The organism is Brevibacterium sp. XM4083 (assembly GCF_006489205.2).
Lineage (GTDB): Bacteria > Actinomycetota > Actinomycetes > Actinomycetales > Brevibacteriaceae > Brevibacterium.
In genome coordinates this window covers 592,495-611,353 of the sequence record NZ_VFYR02000003.1, presented here as the reverse complement: position 1 = coordinate 611,353, position 18,859 = coordinate 592,495, and the positions used below count along the sequence as shown (strand labels likewise).

Genomic DNA, 18,859 nt, shown 5'->3' with positions numbered 1-18,859 from the left:
GTCTCGAGACCGAAGTTACCAGGTGCCCTCCCGCTGCGACACCGGCAGGGGCGGGGTGACCTGCGGTCTCATTCCGCGGGAGCGTTCTCCGCCCACCAGGCCCGCAGCTCCGCCTCGGCGCGCTCGGCCCCCAACGGCCCATGTTCGAGACGCAGCTCGAGGAGGTGCTTGTACGCCTTCCCGACGAGCGGGGAGGGCTCGAGGCCGAGGATGTCCATGATCTGCCGCCCGTCGAGGTCGGGGCGGATCGCCGCGAGCTCCTCCTGTTCGGCGAGCGCGGAGATCCGGTGCTCGAGATCGTCGTAGGCGAAGGCGAGCCGGTCGGCCTTCTTCCGGTTCCTGGTCGTGACATCGGCGCGGGTGAGGATGTGGAGGCGCGTGAGCAGGGAACCGGCATCGGTGACGTAGCGGCGGACGGCGGCATCGGTCCAGCCGGCATCGCCGTAGCCGTAGAAGCGCAGATGGAGTTCGACGAGGCGGGCCACCGCCTTCGTCGTGTCCTTGTCGAAGCGCAGGGCCTTCATCCGCTTCGCGGTGAGCTTCGCGCCGACGACATCATGATGGTAAAAGGTCACGGCCCCGCCGTTGACGAAGTTCCGCGTCGCGGGTTTGCCGACATCGTGCATGAGCGCGGCGAACCGGACGACGAAGTCGGGTTCGGGCAGGTGCTGCGGGTCGTCGGCGCTCATGTCCGCGCGTCGCTGCCGGGCCGCGTACTCGGCTTCGAGGTCGACGGCCTGCCGGAGCACGGTGAGGCTGTGCTGGTAGACGTCCTTGTGCCGGTGGTGTTCGTCGGTTTCGAGCCGCAGGCCGGAGACTTCGGGGAGCACATGGTCGGCGAGCCCGGTGCGCACGAGGAGATCGATGCCGGCGGCCGGGTCCATGCCGGTGATGAGCTTGACGAGTTCGACCTGGATGCGCTCGGCGGAGATGATCGCGATCCGCCCCGCCATCGCCTCCATCGCCGCTTCGACCGCGGGGTCCGGGTCGAGGCCGAGCTGGGAGGTGAACCGGGCCGCCCGCATCATCCGCAGCGGGTCGTCGGAGAACGAGTCCTCGGCCGCCCCGGGGGTGCGGATGCGCCCGGCGAGGAGGTCGTCGAAGCCCTGGTGGGGGTCGACGAAGGTCTTCTGGGGCAAACGGACGGCCATCGCCCCGATCGTGAAGTCGCGGCGGACGAGGTCGTCGTCGAGGCTGTCGCCGAACCGGACGATCGGTTTGCGCGATTCGGGCTCGTACGCCTCGGCGCGGTAGGTGGTGATCTCGATCTGGACGCCGGACTTCATCGCCCCGATCGTGCCGAACTCGCGACCGATGTCCCAGTGCGCGTCGGCCCAGTCGGAGATGAGGGCGAGGATGTCGTCGGGCCGGGCGTCGGTGGTGAAGTCGAGATCGGGCATCGGCCGACCGAGAAGTGCGTCACGGACGGACCCCCCGACGAGGGCGAGTTCGAATCCGGCGTCAGCGAAGCGGCGGCCGAGGGGCTCGAGGATGTCATCGAGGTCGTCGAGCCTGTCGTACAGCCGGACGTGCGCGCTCTGCGGATCCACCGAACTCCTTCTTCTCGATCGTCAGGTTCCCTGCCGGAGGCAACCTCCAGCCTACCGGGAGCGCGTCGGACGAAACTTCCAAGAATCGACCATTAAGGTAGGAGAATGACCACACCGATGCCCAAACCTGGACCCCGGGCATCCCGCCGCACGACGGTCGAGGAGACTTCCGCCGGGGGCATCGTCGTCGACTTCGCCAGCGATGATCTCAGTGTGGCCGTCATCGCCCGGCTCAATCGGGCGGGCCGACTCGAGTGGTGCCTGCCCAAGGGTCACCTCGAGGGAGCGGAGACCGCCGCCGAGGCGGCCCGCCGTGAGGTCGAGGAGGAGACCGGGATCTCCGGCCAGGTCATCTGCCCGCTCGGCACCGTCGACTACTGGTTCACCGTCACCGGCATCCGGATCCACAAGCTCGTCCACCATTTCCTCCTGCGCGCCCGGTCGGGCACGCTCACCGTCGACAACGATCCCGATCAGGAGGCCGTCGACGCCGCCTGGGTGCCGTTCGACGACCTGCGATCGACGCTGTCGTTCGCCAACGAACGCCGCATCGTCGCCGCTGCTCGTCCCATGGTGCGCCAGTGGGAGCTGTGAGAGCGGTGTCCGGGTGGACCGCCGGATGAGGACAGAGGACCTGTGATCACGCGCTTCCTCTTCGCGCTGCTGAGTGCGACCCTGCTGCTGGCAGGGTCGGTCTTCGCGTACCCCCTGACCGCCTCGGCGACTCAGTCCGGCACCGCCTCACCGACGCGCTCGAGCGGCACCGGGGCCGCCGACGGCGGTGACACCGACGGCGGGGAATCGGGAACCGGAGTCTCGATCGCCCTCACCGAGGTGACCCCCTGGCTCAACGGCAGCGGGACGCTCACGGTCCGCGGGACCGTGACGAATTCGACGGATGCCGCGATCTCCGACCCCACCCTGCGGCTGGGCATGTCGACGCGCAACCTCGACGCCGAATACCGCATCGAGGCGTGGAAGTCCGACCCCTCGATGCACCGCGTCATCGCCGATCTCGACGACAACGGACCCGATGCGAGGAACCGGGCCGACGCCGGCAGCTCCGGCGACAACGACCCCGTCACCGCCGTCGACGCGACGTTCGCCGACCAGCTCGGCCCGGGTGCCACCGGCGAATTCACGATGACCGTGCCGGCTGACCAGCTCGGCCTGCCGCGGTCCTCACCGAACACCTCGTGGGGTCCGCGCGGCCTCAGCGTCCAGCTCAGCGACACCTCGGGGGCATTGGCGACCGGCGTCGCGTTCACGACGTGGTACCCGGATCCGAAGTTCGATCAGACCCGGATCAGCTTCCTCGCCCCGGTCACACTGCCCGGCTACACCGGCGACGGGCTCATCAGCGCCGAGGAGCTCGATCGGGCCATCGCCGCCGACGGTCCCCTCACCGCTGTCAACGGAGTCCTCAAGACCCCCGGCGTCGCGATCGCACTCGACCCGCGGATCATCGCCTCGTTCGAGGCCGCCGTCGCCGAACCGCCGCCTCCCGGCGACGACGGAGACCCCGCGGCCACCGAGGAGCCCTCAGCACCGGCCACGGACGCCGGCACCGCCCCGCCGGAGGACGATCCGGGCGCGCAGAGCCCCGAAGAGGAGAAGGCAGCAGCGGAGCGTCGACAGCGGCTCGACACGTGGTACCGGGACTTCCTCGAGACCGCCGGCTCCCACACCGTCATCGCGCTGCCCTTCGGCGATCCCGATCAGGCATCGCTGGCCGGCAAGGAGCTCGACGACCTCGGCCGGTTCGCGCAGGAGGAGAAGCGGCTCGTCAAGGACGTCCTGCCGAAGGCGCGGACCGACATCGGATGGCCGATCGCCGGGACCGCGACCCGCGCCGATCTCGCCGCGCTGTCGGCGGCCGGCAACAAGACGATCATCCTCGACGACGTCCAGCAGCCGCCGCTGTCGGGCATTCGGGAGAGCGCGCACTCGCAGACGCGGACGAACTCCGACGGCAGCTCGATGGTCGAAACGCTCATCAGCGACTCCGCTCTCACCGCCGCCAGTGCCGACGTCATCGCCGCCGACCGGCCGGCCGCGGCGATGAGCGAACTCGTCGCGACGACCGCGGCGATCCAGTCCGAGGCCCCCAACCGGTCCCGGCACCTCCTCGTCCCGCTGCCGCGGACGACCGCCTCGGCGCAGTGGGAGCAGGTCGTCTCCACGGTCGCAGGATCCCCGTGGGTCGACGCCGCGAGCCTCGACAGCCTGCTCAGCAGCGACATCCAGCCGCGCGGACTCCTCCAGAAGGCACAGGACCCTGAGCGCATCGCCACGAGCACCCTCGAAGGGCTCTCCGACATCCGTGCCCGGCAGTCGCAGTTCAACAGCGTCTTCACCGATCCCGACGCCGCGAATCGCCGCACCGATCGCGCGCTGCTCGGCTGCACCTCGGTGGCATGGACGCTCGGCGGCGACTCCGCGAGGTGCCTCGACCAGGCGCAGCAGACGAGTCAGGCCCAGCTCGACAGCCTCTACCTCGAGAAGGGATCGTCGGTGCTCCTCGTCACCGGGGAGAAGACGACGATCCCGGTGACGATCGTCAACGACTCCGGCGCCGAGGCGACGCTCAAGCTCTCGATGAAACCGCAGACTCCGCAGCTGCGGGCGCAGACGACCGAGACCGTCGTCGTGCCCCCAGCGGAGACGATGCGCGTCGACGTGCCCGTCGAGGGACTCGCCAATGCCGACGTGCCCACGCGCATCGAGATGATCTCCGAATCCGGGGTCGTCCTCCCGCAGAGCACCTCCCTGCTCGTCAGGGTGCGCGCGGACTGGGAGAACATCGGCACCGCCGTCGTCGGATTGGCGCTCGCGGCGGTGTTCGTGATCGGCTTGGTCAAGTCCGTGCGCCGCGGACGCAGGAAGATCCCGGAACAGCAGCTGGCCGCAGCGGTCGCCCGGGCGAAGAACGACAACCCCGAGAGGAAGGGACAGTAAGTGGCGTCATTCTCCTCGCTCGCCCGCTCGTCGGCGATCATGACGGCAGGCACCCTGACCTCGCGGATCCTCGGCCTCGTCAAAGCCTCACTGCTCGCCCTCGCAATCAGCGTCACTGCGGTGCAGGCCGACGCCTTCGACGTCGCGAACAAAGTCCCGAACACGCTCTACATGCTGCTTGCCGGCGGCGTCGTCAACGCCGTCCTCGTGCCGCAGCTCGTCCGTGCGACCAAGCGCGACGACGGCGGCCAGGACTACACGAACCGGCTCCTCACCCTCTCGTTCCTCCTGCTCACGATCGTCACCGTCATCGCGACGCTCGCCGCCCCGATCCTCGTGTGGCTCTACTCCTCGGGATGGAGTCCCGAACAGCTCGCGCTGGCCACGGCCTTCGCCTACTGGTGTCTGCCGCAGATCTTCTTCTACGGGCTCTACACGCTGCTCGGCCAGGTGCTCAACTCGAAGTCCTCATTCGGCCCGTACATGTGGGCCCCGGTGCTCAACAACATCGTCGCGATCATCGGCCTCGCCATCTTCATCGTCGTCTTCGGCACGAACAACGCCTCCCCGCACACCCTCGACACGTGGACGCCGGACAAGATCGCCCTCCTCGGCGGGTCGGCGACACTCGGGGTCGCGGCACAGGCGCTCATCCTCATCTGGCCCCTCAAGCGCATCGGGTTCTCGTACCGACCGACCTTCGGATTCCGCGGAGTCGGCCTCGGCACCGCCGGCAAGGTCGCGTTCTGGACGTTCGCCGCGATGCTCGTCGGCCAGCTCGGGTTCCTCGTCATCTCCCGGGTCGCGGCCGGCGCCTCGGTGCCGGGGGAAGAGAACGCGTCGAACGCGGCGTACACGTATGCCTACCTCGTCTTCATGCTTCCGCACTCGCTCATCGCGGTCTCACTCGCCACTGCCCTCTTCACATCGCTGAGCAGGAACGCCGCCGACCACGACACGGCGGCGGTGAAGTCGGACTTCTCGATGGGCGTGCGCACCGTCGGGCTCATCAACTCCTTCGCCGTGGCCGCCCTCGTCGTCCTCGCCTCGCCCGTGGCGATGATCATCGCCGGCTCCGGCCGAGAACAGGCGACGGCGGTCGGGCTCGTCATCATCACGATGGTCTTCGGGCTCATCCCGTTCAGTGCGAACTACCTCGCCCAGCGCGTCTTCTACGCGTACGAGGATGCGCGCACCCCGTTCTTCATCCAGCTGCCCCAGATCATCTTCCAGTCCCTCGCGGTGCTCTCGGCGTCGATCTTCCCGAAGTCCGTGACGGTGGCGATCATCGGCCTCGTCATGAGCCTCGGATACCTGCTCGCGATGATCCTCTCGTTCGCACTCCTGCGCCGCCGCCTCGGCGACATCGACATCAGAGCGATCGCGCAGGCGCATGTGAAGTTCCTCCTCGCGGCGCTGGCAGCCGGCCTCGCCGGATTCGGAATGCTGCTGCTCTTCCCTGACTTCGCCCTCGCGGGTCAGTGGCAGGCGTTCGTCACCACGGCTGTCGTCGGATCGGTCATGCTCCTTGTCTATGTCGGTGCCTGTTTTCTGCTCCGTGTCAGAGAGTTGCATTCGATTATTGGGCTCGCAGCTGGGAAACTGAAGAGATAGCCTGCCCAATCCCCGCCCCGGAGGTGATCCCCCTGATCGATATCGAACCCGGCATGGTCGTAGCCGGTCGCTATGTCGTATCAACGGTCGACCGTCCCTGGCTCGAGGACAAGCCCGCCGTCGGCACAGTGTGCACGGCTCTCGATGCGATCCTCGATGAACCCGTCCTCATCCACGTCGCCGACGCCGAGGCCTCCTCCGACGTCCTCGAAGCCGCCCAGCGCGTCTCGATCCTCGGCGATCCCCGCATCGCCCCGACCCTCGACGTCGGCCATTCGAACGGCCTCGACTACGTCGTGTCCCAGCGCATCGCCGTCACCGCGCTCGGACAGATCCTGCCGAAGACCCCGCTGCCCGTCGACGCGGCGAAGGCGCTCATCGGTGAGATCGGCACGGTTCTCGTCACCTCGGCGCGGCGCGGGCTCTTCCACATGTTCCTCCGGCCGAGCGTCGTCGGGATCACCTCCTCCGGCGGCGTCCTCGTCTCCGGCATCGGCATCGACGCGGCCCTGGCGCTGGGCACCGGGGTCATCGACCCGGACGACTACACGCCGACGAAGGCCTCCCGGCAGGACGCCCTCGACCTCATCCGGCTCTTCTATGCGGCGGTGACCGGTTACTGGCCCGCCGAGGAGGGTATGAGCGGAGTGCCTGCGGCACCGCGGGAGAACTCCCGGATCGCGCGCGCGAAAGCGCTCAACCCCGAGGTTCCGGCAGAGCTCGATGATTTCATCAGTGGTGTGCTCACCGGGCACGATCCCGGTCCCGGATCCGTCGCCGAGGTGCTCGGCTTCATCGACGAGTGGGACGCCGAGCTCCTTCGCTACGTCAACCGCACTCCGGCGGCCGAGAACGACAAGCTCTTCGACGCCTCACCGGCGAGCTTCGAGGAGGCCACGAGCCTGCCGATGGCGGGGTCGCCGACGATCGGCGGAGCGACGACACCGGCGAGCGAGGACCAGGTCAAAGCCGCGCTCGTGCGCATCGGCATCACCCGACCGGGGACGAGGGGACTCGCTGCCGGAGTCTCCGGTCGCACCACCGGGCGATACGCCGATCGGATGCAGATGCGGAAGGCGTCGAGCTTCCCGATCGGGGCCGAGCAGATCGACAATGCCGCGAAGGACTGGGACGAGTGGCAGCCGGAGCAGACCTACTCGGAGTACTCGGGCTACTCGGCCCACGAATACGACGAGAACCTCACCTCGCCGATCCTCAATCGCGACGAACCCGAACCTGACACTCAGGCCCTCGACATCGTCGCACTCGACGAGTCGGAGGATGAGAACGACACCCGCGTCATCATCGACGACGAGGACGACGGCTCGTGGTTCCTCGGGGGAATGTTCGAGACCTCGGAACAGCAGCGCGAGCATCAGCTGCGCGAATACGAGCGTGAGCGCCGGATCTCGAAGGCCAAGGAGGAAGAGGCGCGCAGGCGTCTGGCAGCACTCGAGGCGTCCTCTGCCGCCCGCCAGGAGGAGGCCAACGCCGCGACTCCGCCGAAGCAGATGCGCCGACTCTCACCGGAGACCGTCGACGACGGCCCCACGGCAGCCGGCCTCGGCGCCGGGACCGCCGCTGCCCGCTCGGGCAACGGCGGTTCGGGGTCCGGTGGCGGTGCGGGGTCCGCAGTGGCCGCAGGAGCAGGAGCCTCCGGCACAGGCGGTTCGCCCTCGAGCGGTCGCAGCCCCGCTGCCGGAGCGGCCGCAGGCCCCGGAGCCGCTGCTGGTGCCGGAGTCGCCGCTGGTGCCGGAGTCGCCGCTGGTGCCGGCGGAGCCGGTGCCCAGCCACCCGGAGGCACGGGTGCGCAGTCACCTGCAGCCGGTGGGCAAGGCGGCCACGGCGGCGGCACCACGGCGAACTCCCGGGCCGTCGCAGCCGATGAGGACCCGCAGGCGGCGAAGGCGCGCACCCGCAAGCCATTCGCGCTGCTCGTCCTCGGTCTCCTCGTCGTCGCAGCCGTCATCATCGGCATCATCGTCGTCAACCTCAATTCGGGCGGGGACGAGCCGACCGCCGCACCCGCCTCGACGGCTCCGAGTCAGCCGGCCGAAGAGCAGCCCACGAAGGAGCCTCAGGCTGAGCCGCCGGTGATCGACAAGGTCACGGCGCTCGATCCGCAGGGCGATGACACGGAGAACGACGATCAGGCCAAGGACGTCATCAAGGGCGAGAAGGGCTCGTGGCGCACCGACCGGTACAACTCGGCGGAGTTCGGCAACCTCAAGGACGGCGTCGGTCTGCTCTTCGAGTTCGAGAAGAAGGCCCCCGTCAGTGAGGTCACCGTCGTCTCGTCGACGTCCGGCGGAGCGTTCGAGATCCTCAGCGGATCTGACCCCGAGTCGGCGAAGAAGGTGGGCGAAGGGGAGTTCGACGATGCGAAGGACGGAGTCACCGTCACCCTCGATGAGGGCGTCGACACCGACAGCCTCATCCTCTGGGTCACCGAGCTGCCCCGCGACGACGGCGGCTACAGGGCCGTCATCAGCACCGTCGACATCACCTAGCGACGCGAACGGATGACAGGCTTACTCCGTCGGGCGGTCGGCACCGATCGACAGCCTCGGCGAGGAATAGTCACCGACTATGCTCGGTTACCTAGAGAGCACCCAATCAGCGCCTCCGCGGCGCGACATGACAGAACACACAACAGGGACAGGGAACGCACATGACTGACACTCAACTCGTGATCATCGGGTCGGGACCGGCCGGATACACGGCCGCGATCTACGCCGCGAGGGCCAACCTGTCTCCTGTGGTCATCGCGGGCTCGGTGACGGCCGGCGGCGAGCTCATGAACACCACCGACGTCGAGAACTACCCCGGTTTCCCGGCGGGCATCCAGGGCCCTGAGCTCATGGAGAACATGCGCGAGCAGGCGGAGCGGTTCGGGGCTCAGGTCATCTACGACGACGTCGAGACGCTCAAGCTGCACCCCGGTGCCCATCAGATCGAAACCGCTCTCGGGTCCCGCTACACCGCGAAGGCCGTCATCCTCGCCACGGGGTCGGCCTACCGCGAGCTGGGGCTGCCGAATGAGAAGAAGCTGTCGGGCCACGGTGTGAGCTGGTGCGCGACCTGCGACGGCTTCTTCTTCCGTGACCAGCACATCGCCGTCGTCGGCGGTGGCGATTCAGCGCTGGAAGAGGCGACGTTCCTCACTCGCTTCGCCTCGAAGGTCACGCTCATCCACCGCCGGCAGGAGCTGCGTGCCTCGCAGGCGATGCAGGATCGGGCGAAGGCCGACGACAAGCTCGAGTACATGCTCGACACCGAGGTCGAGGCGATCCACGGCGAGGACGCGCTCACCGGGATCACCGTGCGCAATACGGTGACGGGAGAGACCTCAGAGCTGCCGGTGACCGGCCTCTTCGTCGCCATCGGCTCGGACCCGCGCACGAGCCTGTTCGCCGAGCAGCTGCCGCTGCGTCCCGACGGCTACCTCGAGGTCGAGGGCCGCTCGTCGAAGACCGCTGTCGAGGGCGTCTTCGCAGCCGGCGACGTCATCGACTCCGTCTACCGTCAGGCGATCACCGCAGCCGGATCCGGTTGCGCTGCGGCCCTCGACGCGGAGAACTACCTCGCGGATCTCGAGGCCTCCGATGTCCTCGAAGCCGAAGGTGACCACGAAGCCGCCGTCGAGGTGATGAACGCCTGAGCCCGATTCCCTGAGGATCCGGTTGCCCTGAGGAGCAGATCTCCTTGAGGGCCGGAGGAACGTCGGCCCGGAGCGCCTCGGACTCGGGGAATGAAACCCGCGCGTGCGCTGTTGCCGCTTATGACACTCACCAGCAGAAAGGGAGATCATGTCGACCGACGTAACTGACGCCACATTCGACGACACCGTCCTCAAGTCGGACAAGCCAGTGCTTGTCGACTTCTGGGCACCCTGGTGCGGACCCTGCCGCATGGTCAGCCCCATCGTCGATCAGATCGCCGACGAGAACGCTGACAAGCTCACCGTCGTCAAGGTCAACACCGACGAGAACCTCGAGACCGCGAGCAAGTACGGAATCACCTCGATTCCCGCTCTCTACGTCTTCAAGGACGGTGAGGTCGCGAAGACCATCATCGGCGCCCGCCCGAAGCCTGCCCTCGAAGACGAGCTCAAAGACTTCATCTGATCAAGTTCCAAGGCGCCTGTTGTAATATCAACAGGCGCCTTCGGCGTACATCCCCGCAGTTTCACACCCTCAGCACAGCAGATTGGCACGACATTGAATCACCAGGAACGACCGCAGTTCAGAAGCGGAGACGCTTCAGAGGTCCTGCCGGCGATCAAATCGCAGATGGCACGTTTGGGTCTCAATGTCGGCGACCCCCGCGGAGAGGACTTCGACCGGCCGTTCGAACTCGCCGTTCGGCAGTTCCAGCAGACACGGGGGATCCTCTGCGATGGTGTGCTCGGCTCTGAGACGTTCACAGAGCTCGATCGTGCTCGTTTCCAGCTCGGTGACCGAGTGCTCCGTTTCGACCCCGTCAAGGTCCTCACAGGCGATGATGTGCTCACCCTCCAGCGCAGCCTGTCGGGACTCGGCTTCTACGCCGGCCGCATCGACGCAGAGTACGGCGCGGCCACCGAAGAGGCCGTCAAAGAGCTGCAGATGGGTCTGGGAGCGAAGGTCGACGGCATCGCCGGTCCGCAGACTCTCCGTGGCCTCGAAGCCGTCGATCGCAAGCACACGACCGGAAACCTCTATGCTCTCGAGGAGACGGCACGCGTCGCCGCGTCGGGAACCTCTTTGGCCGGTCGGACCTTCGTCATCGAAGCCGCCACCACAACGACCGACTTCGTCACGCTGCCGATGAACGAGTGGCAGTCGAAGCTCGAACGCGATGTCACTACAGATGTAGCCGGCCGTTTGGCCGGACGGCTCGAGGCGGTCGGGGCAGGGGCCATCGTCCTCGACGGCGACGCGGCTGAGATCAACGCCGCAGATCAGCTCGGTGCCTCAGCTGTCATCACTGTCACCGCCGACGTCAGCCGCTCGCCCGGAGCGAACGGTCTCGCGACGTTCTACTTCGGCCACGAGGAGCACCCGGATCTCAACTCACCTGTCGGGAAGCGGCTGGCCTCGCTCATCCAGAGCGAGATCACTGCGCGCACGGGAATGCTGGACTGCCGATCGCACGGGCGCACATGGTCGTCTCTCAAACGACTCCGCACGCCTAAGGTCCATGTCGTCACGGGATACCTCACCAATGCCGACGATCGCCGCAACCTCGAGGACCCCGCGGTGAGAGACGCCATCGCCGACGGCATCGCCGCAGCGCTGCAGCGGCTCTACGTCAAGGAGGACGCCGACCCGGCAACCGGGACGCTCAGCCTCGCCGAGATCAAGGCCTACGGCTGACACAAGACCGAACTCCGGATTCCACAGCTGCTCCGAGATCGGGTACTGAAGTTTCGCGAGTTTTCCACCTTCCATGCGAGCAGGGTCGGCTCCGTTTGACCAGGTCGGCTCGATTGTCAGACCGTTAGAGGCACCGTGTACCGTTAGAGGCACCGCGTACGGGGCAACACGTTCAGGGTAGCGTTATTGGCGTGTAGCGTTGTCTAAGCAGCGTTTTCGAGGCACTTCGTTCGGGACTGCTTTTCCGAGGCACTGCTTTCGCGCCAGTGGTTTCGAACCAATGCGCTGTGGCCTTTGCGTTTCGGATGTGTGAAAGAACTCCCACACCAGCCGCTGACCAAATCGGTCGACAACTGGACCGCGCTCAGTCCATAACTACCAACGGTCGAACAGTCGGCTCTCTGTCGAGATCGGCGGCTGCGTCCACGTACGTGGTCGCAAGGCGGATTGAAGCGGGCGACTATGCGGCGACTCCACTGATTCGAGGCTTCGTGAGATCGTTGCCGTTCCACGTGAAACGGCAACCTTCTCAGCCACCAAAATGCACGGACATCGACTACAGGGATCTCCTCCTCCAAGCCAAAGTCGTCGCTTTGTCGGAATCCCGGTAGCCGAACACACCATAGACAAAATACGTTCATGGCCTCGCCGATTCTCCGCTGACCAAACGCATTCATGGCCACGCGAATACTCCGCGGTACCCACATGGGGCAGAGCGAAACAGCTCGGGCACACGAGGTAATCTCGGTCCATCAATAACACATCTTTCCGCCCGCTACGTACACAAGCACATGCTCAGCCGTCGCGGGAAGGGGTAACCGCCGCACGGAGAATGAGCAGTTCTCTTGTCGCGGCCCCCCGGAATGTGGACAGTTCCGCTGCCCCAGAATGCCCAGCCTGGCACCCCTCTAAACCCTCGCCGAGAACGACATCGTCGACTCCGCGGTTGGCAGCATACGCCTGGCATCCTCGTGGCTACCACGTCCCAGAGTGAGCGTTTCGGGCGAAATACACCAGCCGTTTCACGTGAAACACTTTCACGTGAAACACCCCGGCGGTATCACGAAAGTCATGTCGTTTGGGGTCTCTCCGACAAGCATCGAAACCCGGCGTTGGATCGTAAGAGGTCGGTATCAAGCGGCTTGCCCCAACCATGCCATGAGGACCCGACGCCCACTTTGTACGAACTGGATCCGCGCATAGTTCCGTCGACCATAGCGACGAGTGCTAAGGACCTCACAGGAAAACTGACTTCAACTGATTGCAATCCTGCCTGAGCTGCTCAAGCCGGAACCATCGCCGCCAGTATGCGAAAGGTGAACGATCAGGAATGTACTCAACGAGTGGCATTTCCGAGGCAGTAGCTAGACCGATACCTCGCGTTTTTTGCCAGGGAACACCGCTTTGCCTACCGTTCCAAGTGAAACAATCCGATGCAGCTCAAAAGCTCGCACGAATAGCTCGAACCCTAGGACAGAATCTGATCGACTCCAGAATCCTCATCGGCTGCCTAATGTCGAGGTTACAGCACCATCGTCCGCCAAGCCTCAGCACGCTTTCTGGGCCCCACGAGGGGGACACTTCGATCGATGTACGCCAAGCGTAGAGCTGCTCCATGCTCCTAGAGCTTCCGGACGGACAGTTTCACGTAACGCACCCGAACTCAGTAGCCCGACACCTGTGCAAGACTTAGCCGAGACCGCCCACAAGGGCGGTCATCGATCCGGGGATTCTCCGTTTCACGTGAAACTAGCCTATAGGTCGAACATAATGCTTCAAATCGAGGAGGGTCGCACCTCTCAACCGAAGCGTTGACCAGGGGCCATTACCAAGCAAGTAGCCCCGTTCCCAAACGCAGTCACCGGCGCGCGGCCTCGTGCCCGACCGCAGTAGCAAGCGCGAACGTTTCTCTCTAACGCCGTCTTCGTTGTAGACACCCTTAGTGGGGGCGCATTGCAGGCTGTCGACGAAATGAACTCGCGCACTCCATCGCCCAGCGGCCGGGAAGTGTGTCGACTATTCGTCGCTTCTTAGAACCCAACCGGGCTCGGTTCCCGGTCGACTGCATGAAACAACCAGAATGTTTCACGAACCCACTTACGGGGGCAGGCCCCCGGACCAGCTTCACTGAGGGCGTTTCACGTGAAACCACTAGTTCGACGCAGGGAGCAACTGTGATTTGACCACTTAGGTTTAAAACGTAGAAGCAGTCCGCGGGGTAGTAGGAGCGACGGCGAGCCCCACGCGTTAGGAAGCGTTTTTTCACGTGAAACGGACGACAAGCTGTAGAGCATAGTCCCGCGTGAAACCTTATAGAACCCATGAAGCGCTGTTTCACGTGAAACGAACCGCATGCTGTGGACCTCAGACTCACGTGAAGCCACATACATCCTTTGAAGGGCAGTGTCACGTGAAACTGCGAAGAGAATGAACTCACGAACCTCGGTAACGAACCTCGGCCAGCAGTTCGTATTCCCCCATCGCATGTTGTGCAGTATTTCGACTTCGCCCGTCGCACGTTGTGCAGAGCTTCGACACTGGTCGTACAGAACAGTTGCCAACAGGCCACGATGTTTCACGTGAAACCCCCTGTATCACCTGAAGCGCTCTTCATGCCCGCGCGAGGGGTGAAAGCAAAACTGTAAGTGATTCATTCCGACTCGTACTCCACGGGAGCCCCGGAATCCATAGCGCGATCTCTACGCCCGAGATCGAACAGATACACCGAGCAGGACGAGGGGCGGCGGGTAGAACCGTGGCCAGTGGCCGCCGTAAACAACGACAGGTATGTGCCGCTGCAGCCACAACAACGGCCCCGAACGAAGAGTTTTTTCATCGCACTCGGGGGAGGACAGCAAACCCATCTCAATCCTGGCCCAGCGGGCGGGTGACGCTGACCGACACGTCGCCACAATCTTCGCAGCCGTTAAGGTCAACCGACTCGGCATGACCGCATATACGGAGTCATCGATTACGGCTCCGTTTCACGTGAAACCAGAGCGAAGAAGTCGAGCATTCCCGACACGACCCGATTGAATCGACCCTACAACCTGCATGCTGAGCGATCGAAACTGCGTCAGGAATACGGATTACCTGTTCTGCATGAAAAGATGCAGCTCGACGGTAAAAATTCTCCAGATCGAAACAGCTAGGACGATCCACATCCGCACCGACAGTAACTGCACAAGCGAGGCAACAATGAAGCACCAACGTCACGCATCCTGCTCGCTCGTCAGCGTAAGCAGCTTGTCCGTCGCCCTCGCATACAGCGGCGATCGACCGTTTCACGTGAAACCATAGGCAGCGGCAAGTCGCGGTTCGCTGGATGAGTGAAGATTCTCAAACCTCGAAAGCGAGACTGACGCGAAACGGCCGGCGCAAACTTCGCCAGTCACCAAGTCTTACAATCACTTCGGACATTTGATCGTCACGTGACCGAATAGCCGGGCAGACAGCTGCCTACCCTGAGGGGCTAACTGGAGAGACTACTCGGCGGACTTGACGCCAAGCAGCGAAAGGATTCGATCGAGATCCTCCTGATTCGCGAACTCGACGCTCAGCTTTCCCTTGCGTTTACCGACGGTGATGTTGACCTTCGTGTCGAGGCGATCACCGAGTCGTTCGGCGACCTCGATGAACTCCGGGGCCACCCGCGACGTTGCACGTGAAACATTCACCGAGTCACCCCGATTGAGGAGGACGACGGCTTCCTCAGATGCGCGAACCGACAGTCCCTCAGCAACGATCCGCTGGGCAAGGACTTCCATCTGCTCGGGATCCTTCAGCCCGAGGATCGCCCGTGCATGTCCTGCGGAGATGACTCCGGCCGCCACGCGACGCTGAACGAGCGGGGGCAGACGAAGCAGGCGCAAGGTGTTGGAGATCTGGGGACGCGAACGACCGATGCGCTCCGACAGCTCCTCCTGGGTGCAGTTGAAATCCTCAAGCAGCTGTCCATACGCCGCAGCCTCTTCAAGCGGGTTGAGTTCAGCACGATGGAGGTTTTCGAGCAGCGCATCTCGGAGCAGGTCAGTGTCGTCGACGAAGCGCACGATCGCGGGAATCGTCCCGAGTCCGGCTTCCTTCGTTGCCCGCAGACGGCGCTCACCCATGATGAGCTCGTATCGCTCCTCAGCGCCTGGCTTGCGCCGGACGACAACAGGCTGGAGCACGCCGATCTCGCGGATGCTGTGAACGAGTTCAGCGAGCTGATCCTCATCGAAGACCGTCCGCGGCTGGCGAGGGTTCGGGTCGATGAGCTCAACGTCGACTTCTCCGAACGCGGTGTCCGGAATCGAATCCACACCCGGTCCGTCATCGAACTCGGAGTCGCCATTCGCCGAGGTGTCATCCGGTGATTCAACTACACCCATAGTACCCGGCTTCGGGGACTGCTCGTCACTGTCGTCAGCAGGCTCACCGGCCGCAGCGGAATCGTCTGCTGCAGAGCGGTCATCGTCGAGTGAACCGCCCTTCGAGGTATAGACCCCGGGGTGCTGCTCTCGCACATCATCAACCGTCTCGACCTCGTCGATCGACCGAGAACTGTCGATGGACGCAGAGCTGTCGACCGATGCAGAACTCCCGAGAGACCGAGCAGCATCGCTGGCTGCGACCGACGACGCAGTCGTCTGCTCGTCGACAACAATCGATTCATCGGTTGTTGAGTCAGGGGCAGGAGACGGCTTCACCGCGGTCCGCTTGTTCACAGGTGACGCCACATTGCTGGTCGCGGCCTTCGCGGCCTCGGACTTCGCTTTTGCAGTCTTCGCAGTCGTGCTCTTAGCAGTCGACGATTTCGCTGTCGCGGCTTTTCGGGTCGAGGACTTGGCCGAAGAGGACTTTGCCGTCGACGCGGTCTTCGCACCGCTCGACTTCGCCGCCGAGTTCGAATCTCCCGCATCCGCTGCGGAGCCGGCCTTGGCCGCCGTGCCCGATTCGGCCGCAGCGCCGGTCTTTGCAGCACCGGTCTTCGCAGCGCCGGTTTTCGCCGCAGAGGCCTTCGAACCGGGGGCCCGGGTCCCAGCCGCGGAGGAGCTCTCCGTCGTGTCCGCCTTCGGCTTGCGACGGCGTGATGACTGCATCGACGCTGCGGGGTCGGTCCGGCGCGTTCGGGTCGACTTCGCGTCCTCGGCCGTGGCTGAACTGCGCGACTGCTCCTCGGCGCTGCCGCCGGAGAAGAAGACATCGACGGGACGATCGCTCGTCGCAGCGTCGGGGATGAGCGCGCCGAGACCCCGTCCCAGCCCGCGCTTCTTGCGTTCAGCCACGTTCCACTCCTCGATTCGCGATCTCTTCAGCAGCTTCCAGGTAGGACAGAGCGCCGCTGGAATGGGGATCATAGGTGATGACAGTCTGACCGTAGCTCGGTGCCTCGGATATCCGCACGGAACGCGGAATGGCCGTCCCGAGAACCTGCTCCGGGAAGTGCGTCCGCACATCCTCGGCCACCTGAGCGCTGAGGTTCGTGCGCCCGTCGTACATCGTCAGCAGGATCGTCGAGACCGACAGCTGCGGGTTGAGGTGCTTCTGGATGAGCTGGATGTTCTTGAGCAGCTGGCTCAGCCCCTCGAGTGCGTAGTACTCGCACTGGATCGGGATGAGAACCTCACGGGCCGAGACGAAGGCATTGACGGTGAGCAGTCCGAGGCTCGGCGGGCAGTCGATGATGACGTAGTCGACCCGATCCCCGGCGGCCGCCCGCTCCTCGAGGTAGAGACCCAACGAGCGCTGCAGGCGCTGCTCACGGGCGACGAGGGACACGAGTTCGATCTCCGCCCCGGCCAGGTCGATCGTCGCCGGCACACAGACGAGAGTGTCGAAGTCCGGTGCCTGAGCGACGGCGTCGCGCATCGGCACATCATCGATGAGCACATCGTAGATGCTCGTGACATCGGAGTAGTGATCGATGCCGAGCGCCGTGCTCGCATTACCCTGCGGGTCGATGTCGATGACGAGGACGTTGAGGTTCTGCTTCGCCAGGGCTCCGGCGATGTTCACCGCCGTCGTCGTCTTCCCCACACCGCCCTTCTGATTGGCGATCGTGAAGATGCGAGTGGAGTCCGGCTTGGGAAAGCTGACCTGCGCAAGGCGGTCGGCACGACGATTGTCGCGAGCGATCGCGGCACCTATCGGAGACGACTCGTCCATGATCGGCATTCGGCGCACTCCATCATCCATCGGGTTCACAAAGCTACTGACAGCCTAGACCACATTTGGTTCGTTCTATTTCTTCGCTATTTCCACGACGCGACTGGGAACCTCGAGGATTCCGCCGTTGACGACGTGGATCGTCGGCTGCCCGAAGCGGTAGCGTTTGAGCAGCTTCTTCGCTTTGACGAGCTCACCCTCGACCGACTCACCCTTGAGCGCGAGGATCCGGCCCTCGGGCCCGATGACGTCGTGGGTCCATTCGACGAGTGTCGTCATCGCCTTGACGGCCCGCGCCGTGACGACGCTGAACATCTCCTCGTCGACGAGGTCCTCGACACGGGCCCTGACGATCCGGACATTGTCCAGTCCGAGATCGTCGACGACCATCTTCAGCCATTCGACCCGGCGCTCCATCGGCTCGATGAGCACGACCTTCGCCTCCGGGCGCATGAGTGCGATCGGGATCCCGGGCAGTCCGGCGCCGCTGCCGACATCCCCGACGACGTCGTCGGAGGACACGAATTCGGCGACGACCGCACAGTTGAGGATGTGGCGCGTCCACAGTCGGTCGATCTCCCGCGGTCCGATGAGACCCCACTCGATGCCCGTGGTCGCCAGATGCTCCGCGTAGCGCTGGGCCAGCGGGAACGCCTCACCGAAGTACTCTTCGGTCCCCGCCGGGGGAACTTCGAGCGCGGACAAGTCAGTCATCTGCGGGGCGGACGACGACGTGACGGCCCTCGCCTTCGCCTTCCGATTCCGACACCAGACCGGCCTTGGCGACCTGGTCGTGGATGATCTTGCGCTCGAAGCTGTTCATCGCCTTGAACGCGAACTCCTCGCCGGACTCCTTGACCTGTTCGATCGCGGCCTCGGCCTTGCCGATGAGCTCATCACGGCGGTTCGAGCGGTAGCCGTCGATGTCGAGCATGAGCCATGAACGCTGACCCGTGCTCGTCTGCACAGCGAGTCGGCAGAGCTCCTGCAGAGCCCCGAGAGTCTTGCCGTCGCGACCGACGAGTGTGCGCAGGTTCGAGTCGTCCTCGTCCTCACACACGATGGACAGCTGCGCACGCCCATCGGCGACGTCGATGTCGATGTCACCGTCGATGTCGGCGATGTCCATGAGCTCTTCGAGATAATCCGCCGCGATCTCGCCCTCTTCCTCGAGGAGCTCGGCACGGGTCGGCTTCGCAGCCTTGTCGTCGATGACTTCTTCTGACATGT

The 18,859-nt window shown here is 64.8% G+C and carries 12 protein-coding genes; 7 read left to right on the top strand and 5 right to left on the bottom strand.

Annotation, left to right across the window (positions count from 1 at the left end; genetic code table 11):
- Positions 1–68: 68 nt before the first annotated feature.
- A complete protein-coding gene (locus tag FJ887_RS12035; RefSeq protein ID WP_140955432.1) occupies positions 69–1,550 on the bottom strand; it encodes a CCA tRNA nucleotidyltransferase in 1,482 nt (493 codons plus the stop codon).
- A gap of 105 nt (positions 1,551–1,655) precedes the next feature.
- Between FJ887_RS12035 and FJ887_RS12030 the strand changes: the two genes are divergently transcribed.
- From FJ887_RS12030 to FJ887_RS12000, 7 genes are all read left to right on the top strand, one after another.
- Positions 1,656–2,144 (top strand): NUDIX domain-containing protein, encoded by a 489-nt coding sequence (locus FJ887_RS12030; protein WP_171007038.1) that lies wholly within the window; start codon positions 1,656–1,658, stop codon positions 2,142–2,144.
- A gap of 42 nt (positions 2,145–2,186) precedes the next feature.
- Positions 2,187–4,508, top strand: coding sequence for a DUF6049 family protein (locus FJ887_RS12025; protein WP_140955431.1), 2,322 nt, complete (start codon positions 2,187–2,189; stop codon positions 4,506–4,508).
- On the top strand, positions 4,509–6,122 hold the full coding sequence (murJ, locus tag FJ887_RS12020) for a murein biosynthesis integral membrane protein MurJ (protein WP_137825559.1): 1,614 nt from the start codon (positions 4,509–4,511) through the stop codon (positions 6,120–6,122). It begins immediately after the preceding gene.
- 53 nt (positions 6,123–6,175) lie between these two features.
- On the top strand, positions 6,176–8,632 hold the full coding sequence (locus FJ887_RS12015; RefSeq protein ID WP_181365646.1) for a protein kinase family protein: 2,457 nt from the start codon (positions 6,176–6,178) through the stop codon (positions 8,630–8,632).
- Between the two features lie 161 nt (positions 8,633–8,793).
- Positions 8,794–9,783, top strand: a complete 990-nt coding sequence (gene trxB, locus FJ887_RS12010) for a thioredoxin-disulfide reductase (protein WP_140955430.1) — start codon at positions 8,794–8,796, stop codon at positions 9,781–9,783.
- 148 nt (positions 9,784–9,931) lie between these two features.
- The gene (trxA, locus tag FJ887_RS12005; protein ID WP_137825561.1) at positions 9,932–10,249 is read left to right on the top strand and encodes a thioredoxin; all 318 of its coding nucleotides are present in this window, start codon (positions 9,932–9,934) and stop codon (positions 10,247–10,249) included.
- A gap of 93 nt (positions 10,250–10,342) precedes the next feature.
- Positions 10,343–11,479, top strand: a complete 1,137-nt coding sequence (locus FJ887_RS12000; protein ID WP_140955429.1) for an N-acetylmuramoyl-L-alanine amidase — start codon at positions 10,343–10,345, stop codon at positions 11,477–11,479.
- 3,485 nt (positions 11,480–14,964) lie between these two features.
- On the opposite strand, the gene FJ887_RS11995 is transcribed toward FJ887_RS12000, so the two are convergent.
- The 4 genes from FJ887_RS11995 to FJ887_RS11980 form a co-directional block, all read right to left on the bottom strand.
- Positions 14,965–16,188 (bottom strand): ParB/RepB/Spo0J family partition protein, encoded by a 1,224-nt coding sequence (locus tag FJ887_RS11995; protein WP_250786229.1) that lies wholly within the window; start codon positions 16,186–16,188, stop codon positions 14,965–14,967.
- A 553-nt stretch (positions 16,189–16,741) separates the two neighbouring features.
- Complete coding sequence (locus tag FJ887_RS11990; protein ID WP_140955427.1) at positions 16,742–17,638, bottom strand: ParA family protein; 897 nt, start codon at positions 17,636–17,638, stop codon at positions 16,742–16,744.
- 66 nt (positions 17,639–17,704) lie between these two features.
- Positions 17,705–18,343, bottom strand: a complete 639-nt coding sequence (gene rsmG / locus FJ887_RS11985; protein WP_140955426.1) for a 16S rRNA (guanine(527)-N(7))-methyltransferase RsmG — start codon at positions 18,341–18,343, stop codon at positions 17,705–17,707.
- Complete coding sequence (locus tag FJ887_RS11980) at positions 18,336–18,857, bottom strand: Jag family protein (RefSeq protein ID WP_137825566.1); 522 nt, start codon at positions 18,855–18,857, stop codon at positions 18,336–18,338. The genes rsmG and FJ887_RS11980 overlap by 8 nt, the downstream gene beginning before the upstream one ends.
- Positions 18,858–18,859 lie beyond the last annotated feature (2 nt).

Excerpts from the sequence above, each read along its gene's own strand:
- FJ887_RS12030 (WP_171007038.1), top strand. The coding sequence starts at position 1,656 with ATGACCACACCGATGCCCAAACCTGGACCCCGGGCATCCCGCCGCACG.
- FJ887_RS12015 (WP_181365646.1), top strand. The coding sequence starts at position 6,176 with ATGGTCGTAGCCGGTCGCTATGTCGTATCAACGGTCGACCGTCCCTGG.
- trxB (WP_140955430.1), top strand. The coding sequence starts at position 8,794 with ATGACTGACACTCAACTCGTGATCATCGGGTCGGGACCGGCCGGATAC.
- trxA (WP_137825561.1), top strand. The coding sequence starts at position 9,932 with ATGTCGACCGACGTAACTGACGCCACATTCGACGACACCGTCCTCAAG.
- FJ887_RS11990 (WP_140955427.1), bottom strand. The coding sequence starts at position 17,638 with ATGCCGATCATGGACGAGTCGTCTCCGATAGGTGCCGCGATCGCTCGC.
- rsmG (WP_140955426.1), bottom strand. The coding sequence starts at position 18,343 with ATGACTGACTTGTCCGCGCTCGAAGTTCCCCCGGCGGGGACCGAAGAG.
- FJ887_RS11980 (WP_137825566.1), bottom strand. The coding sequence starts at position 18,857 with ATGTCAGAAGAAGTCATCGACGACAAGGCTGCGAAGCCGACCCGTGCC.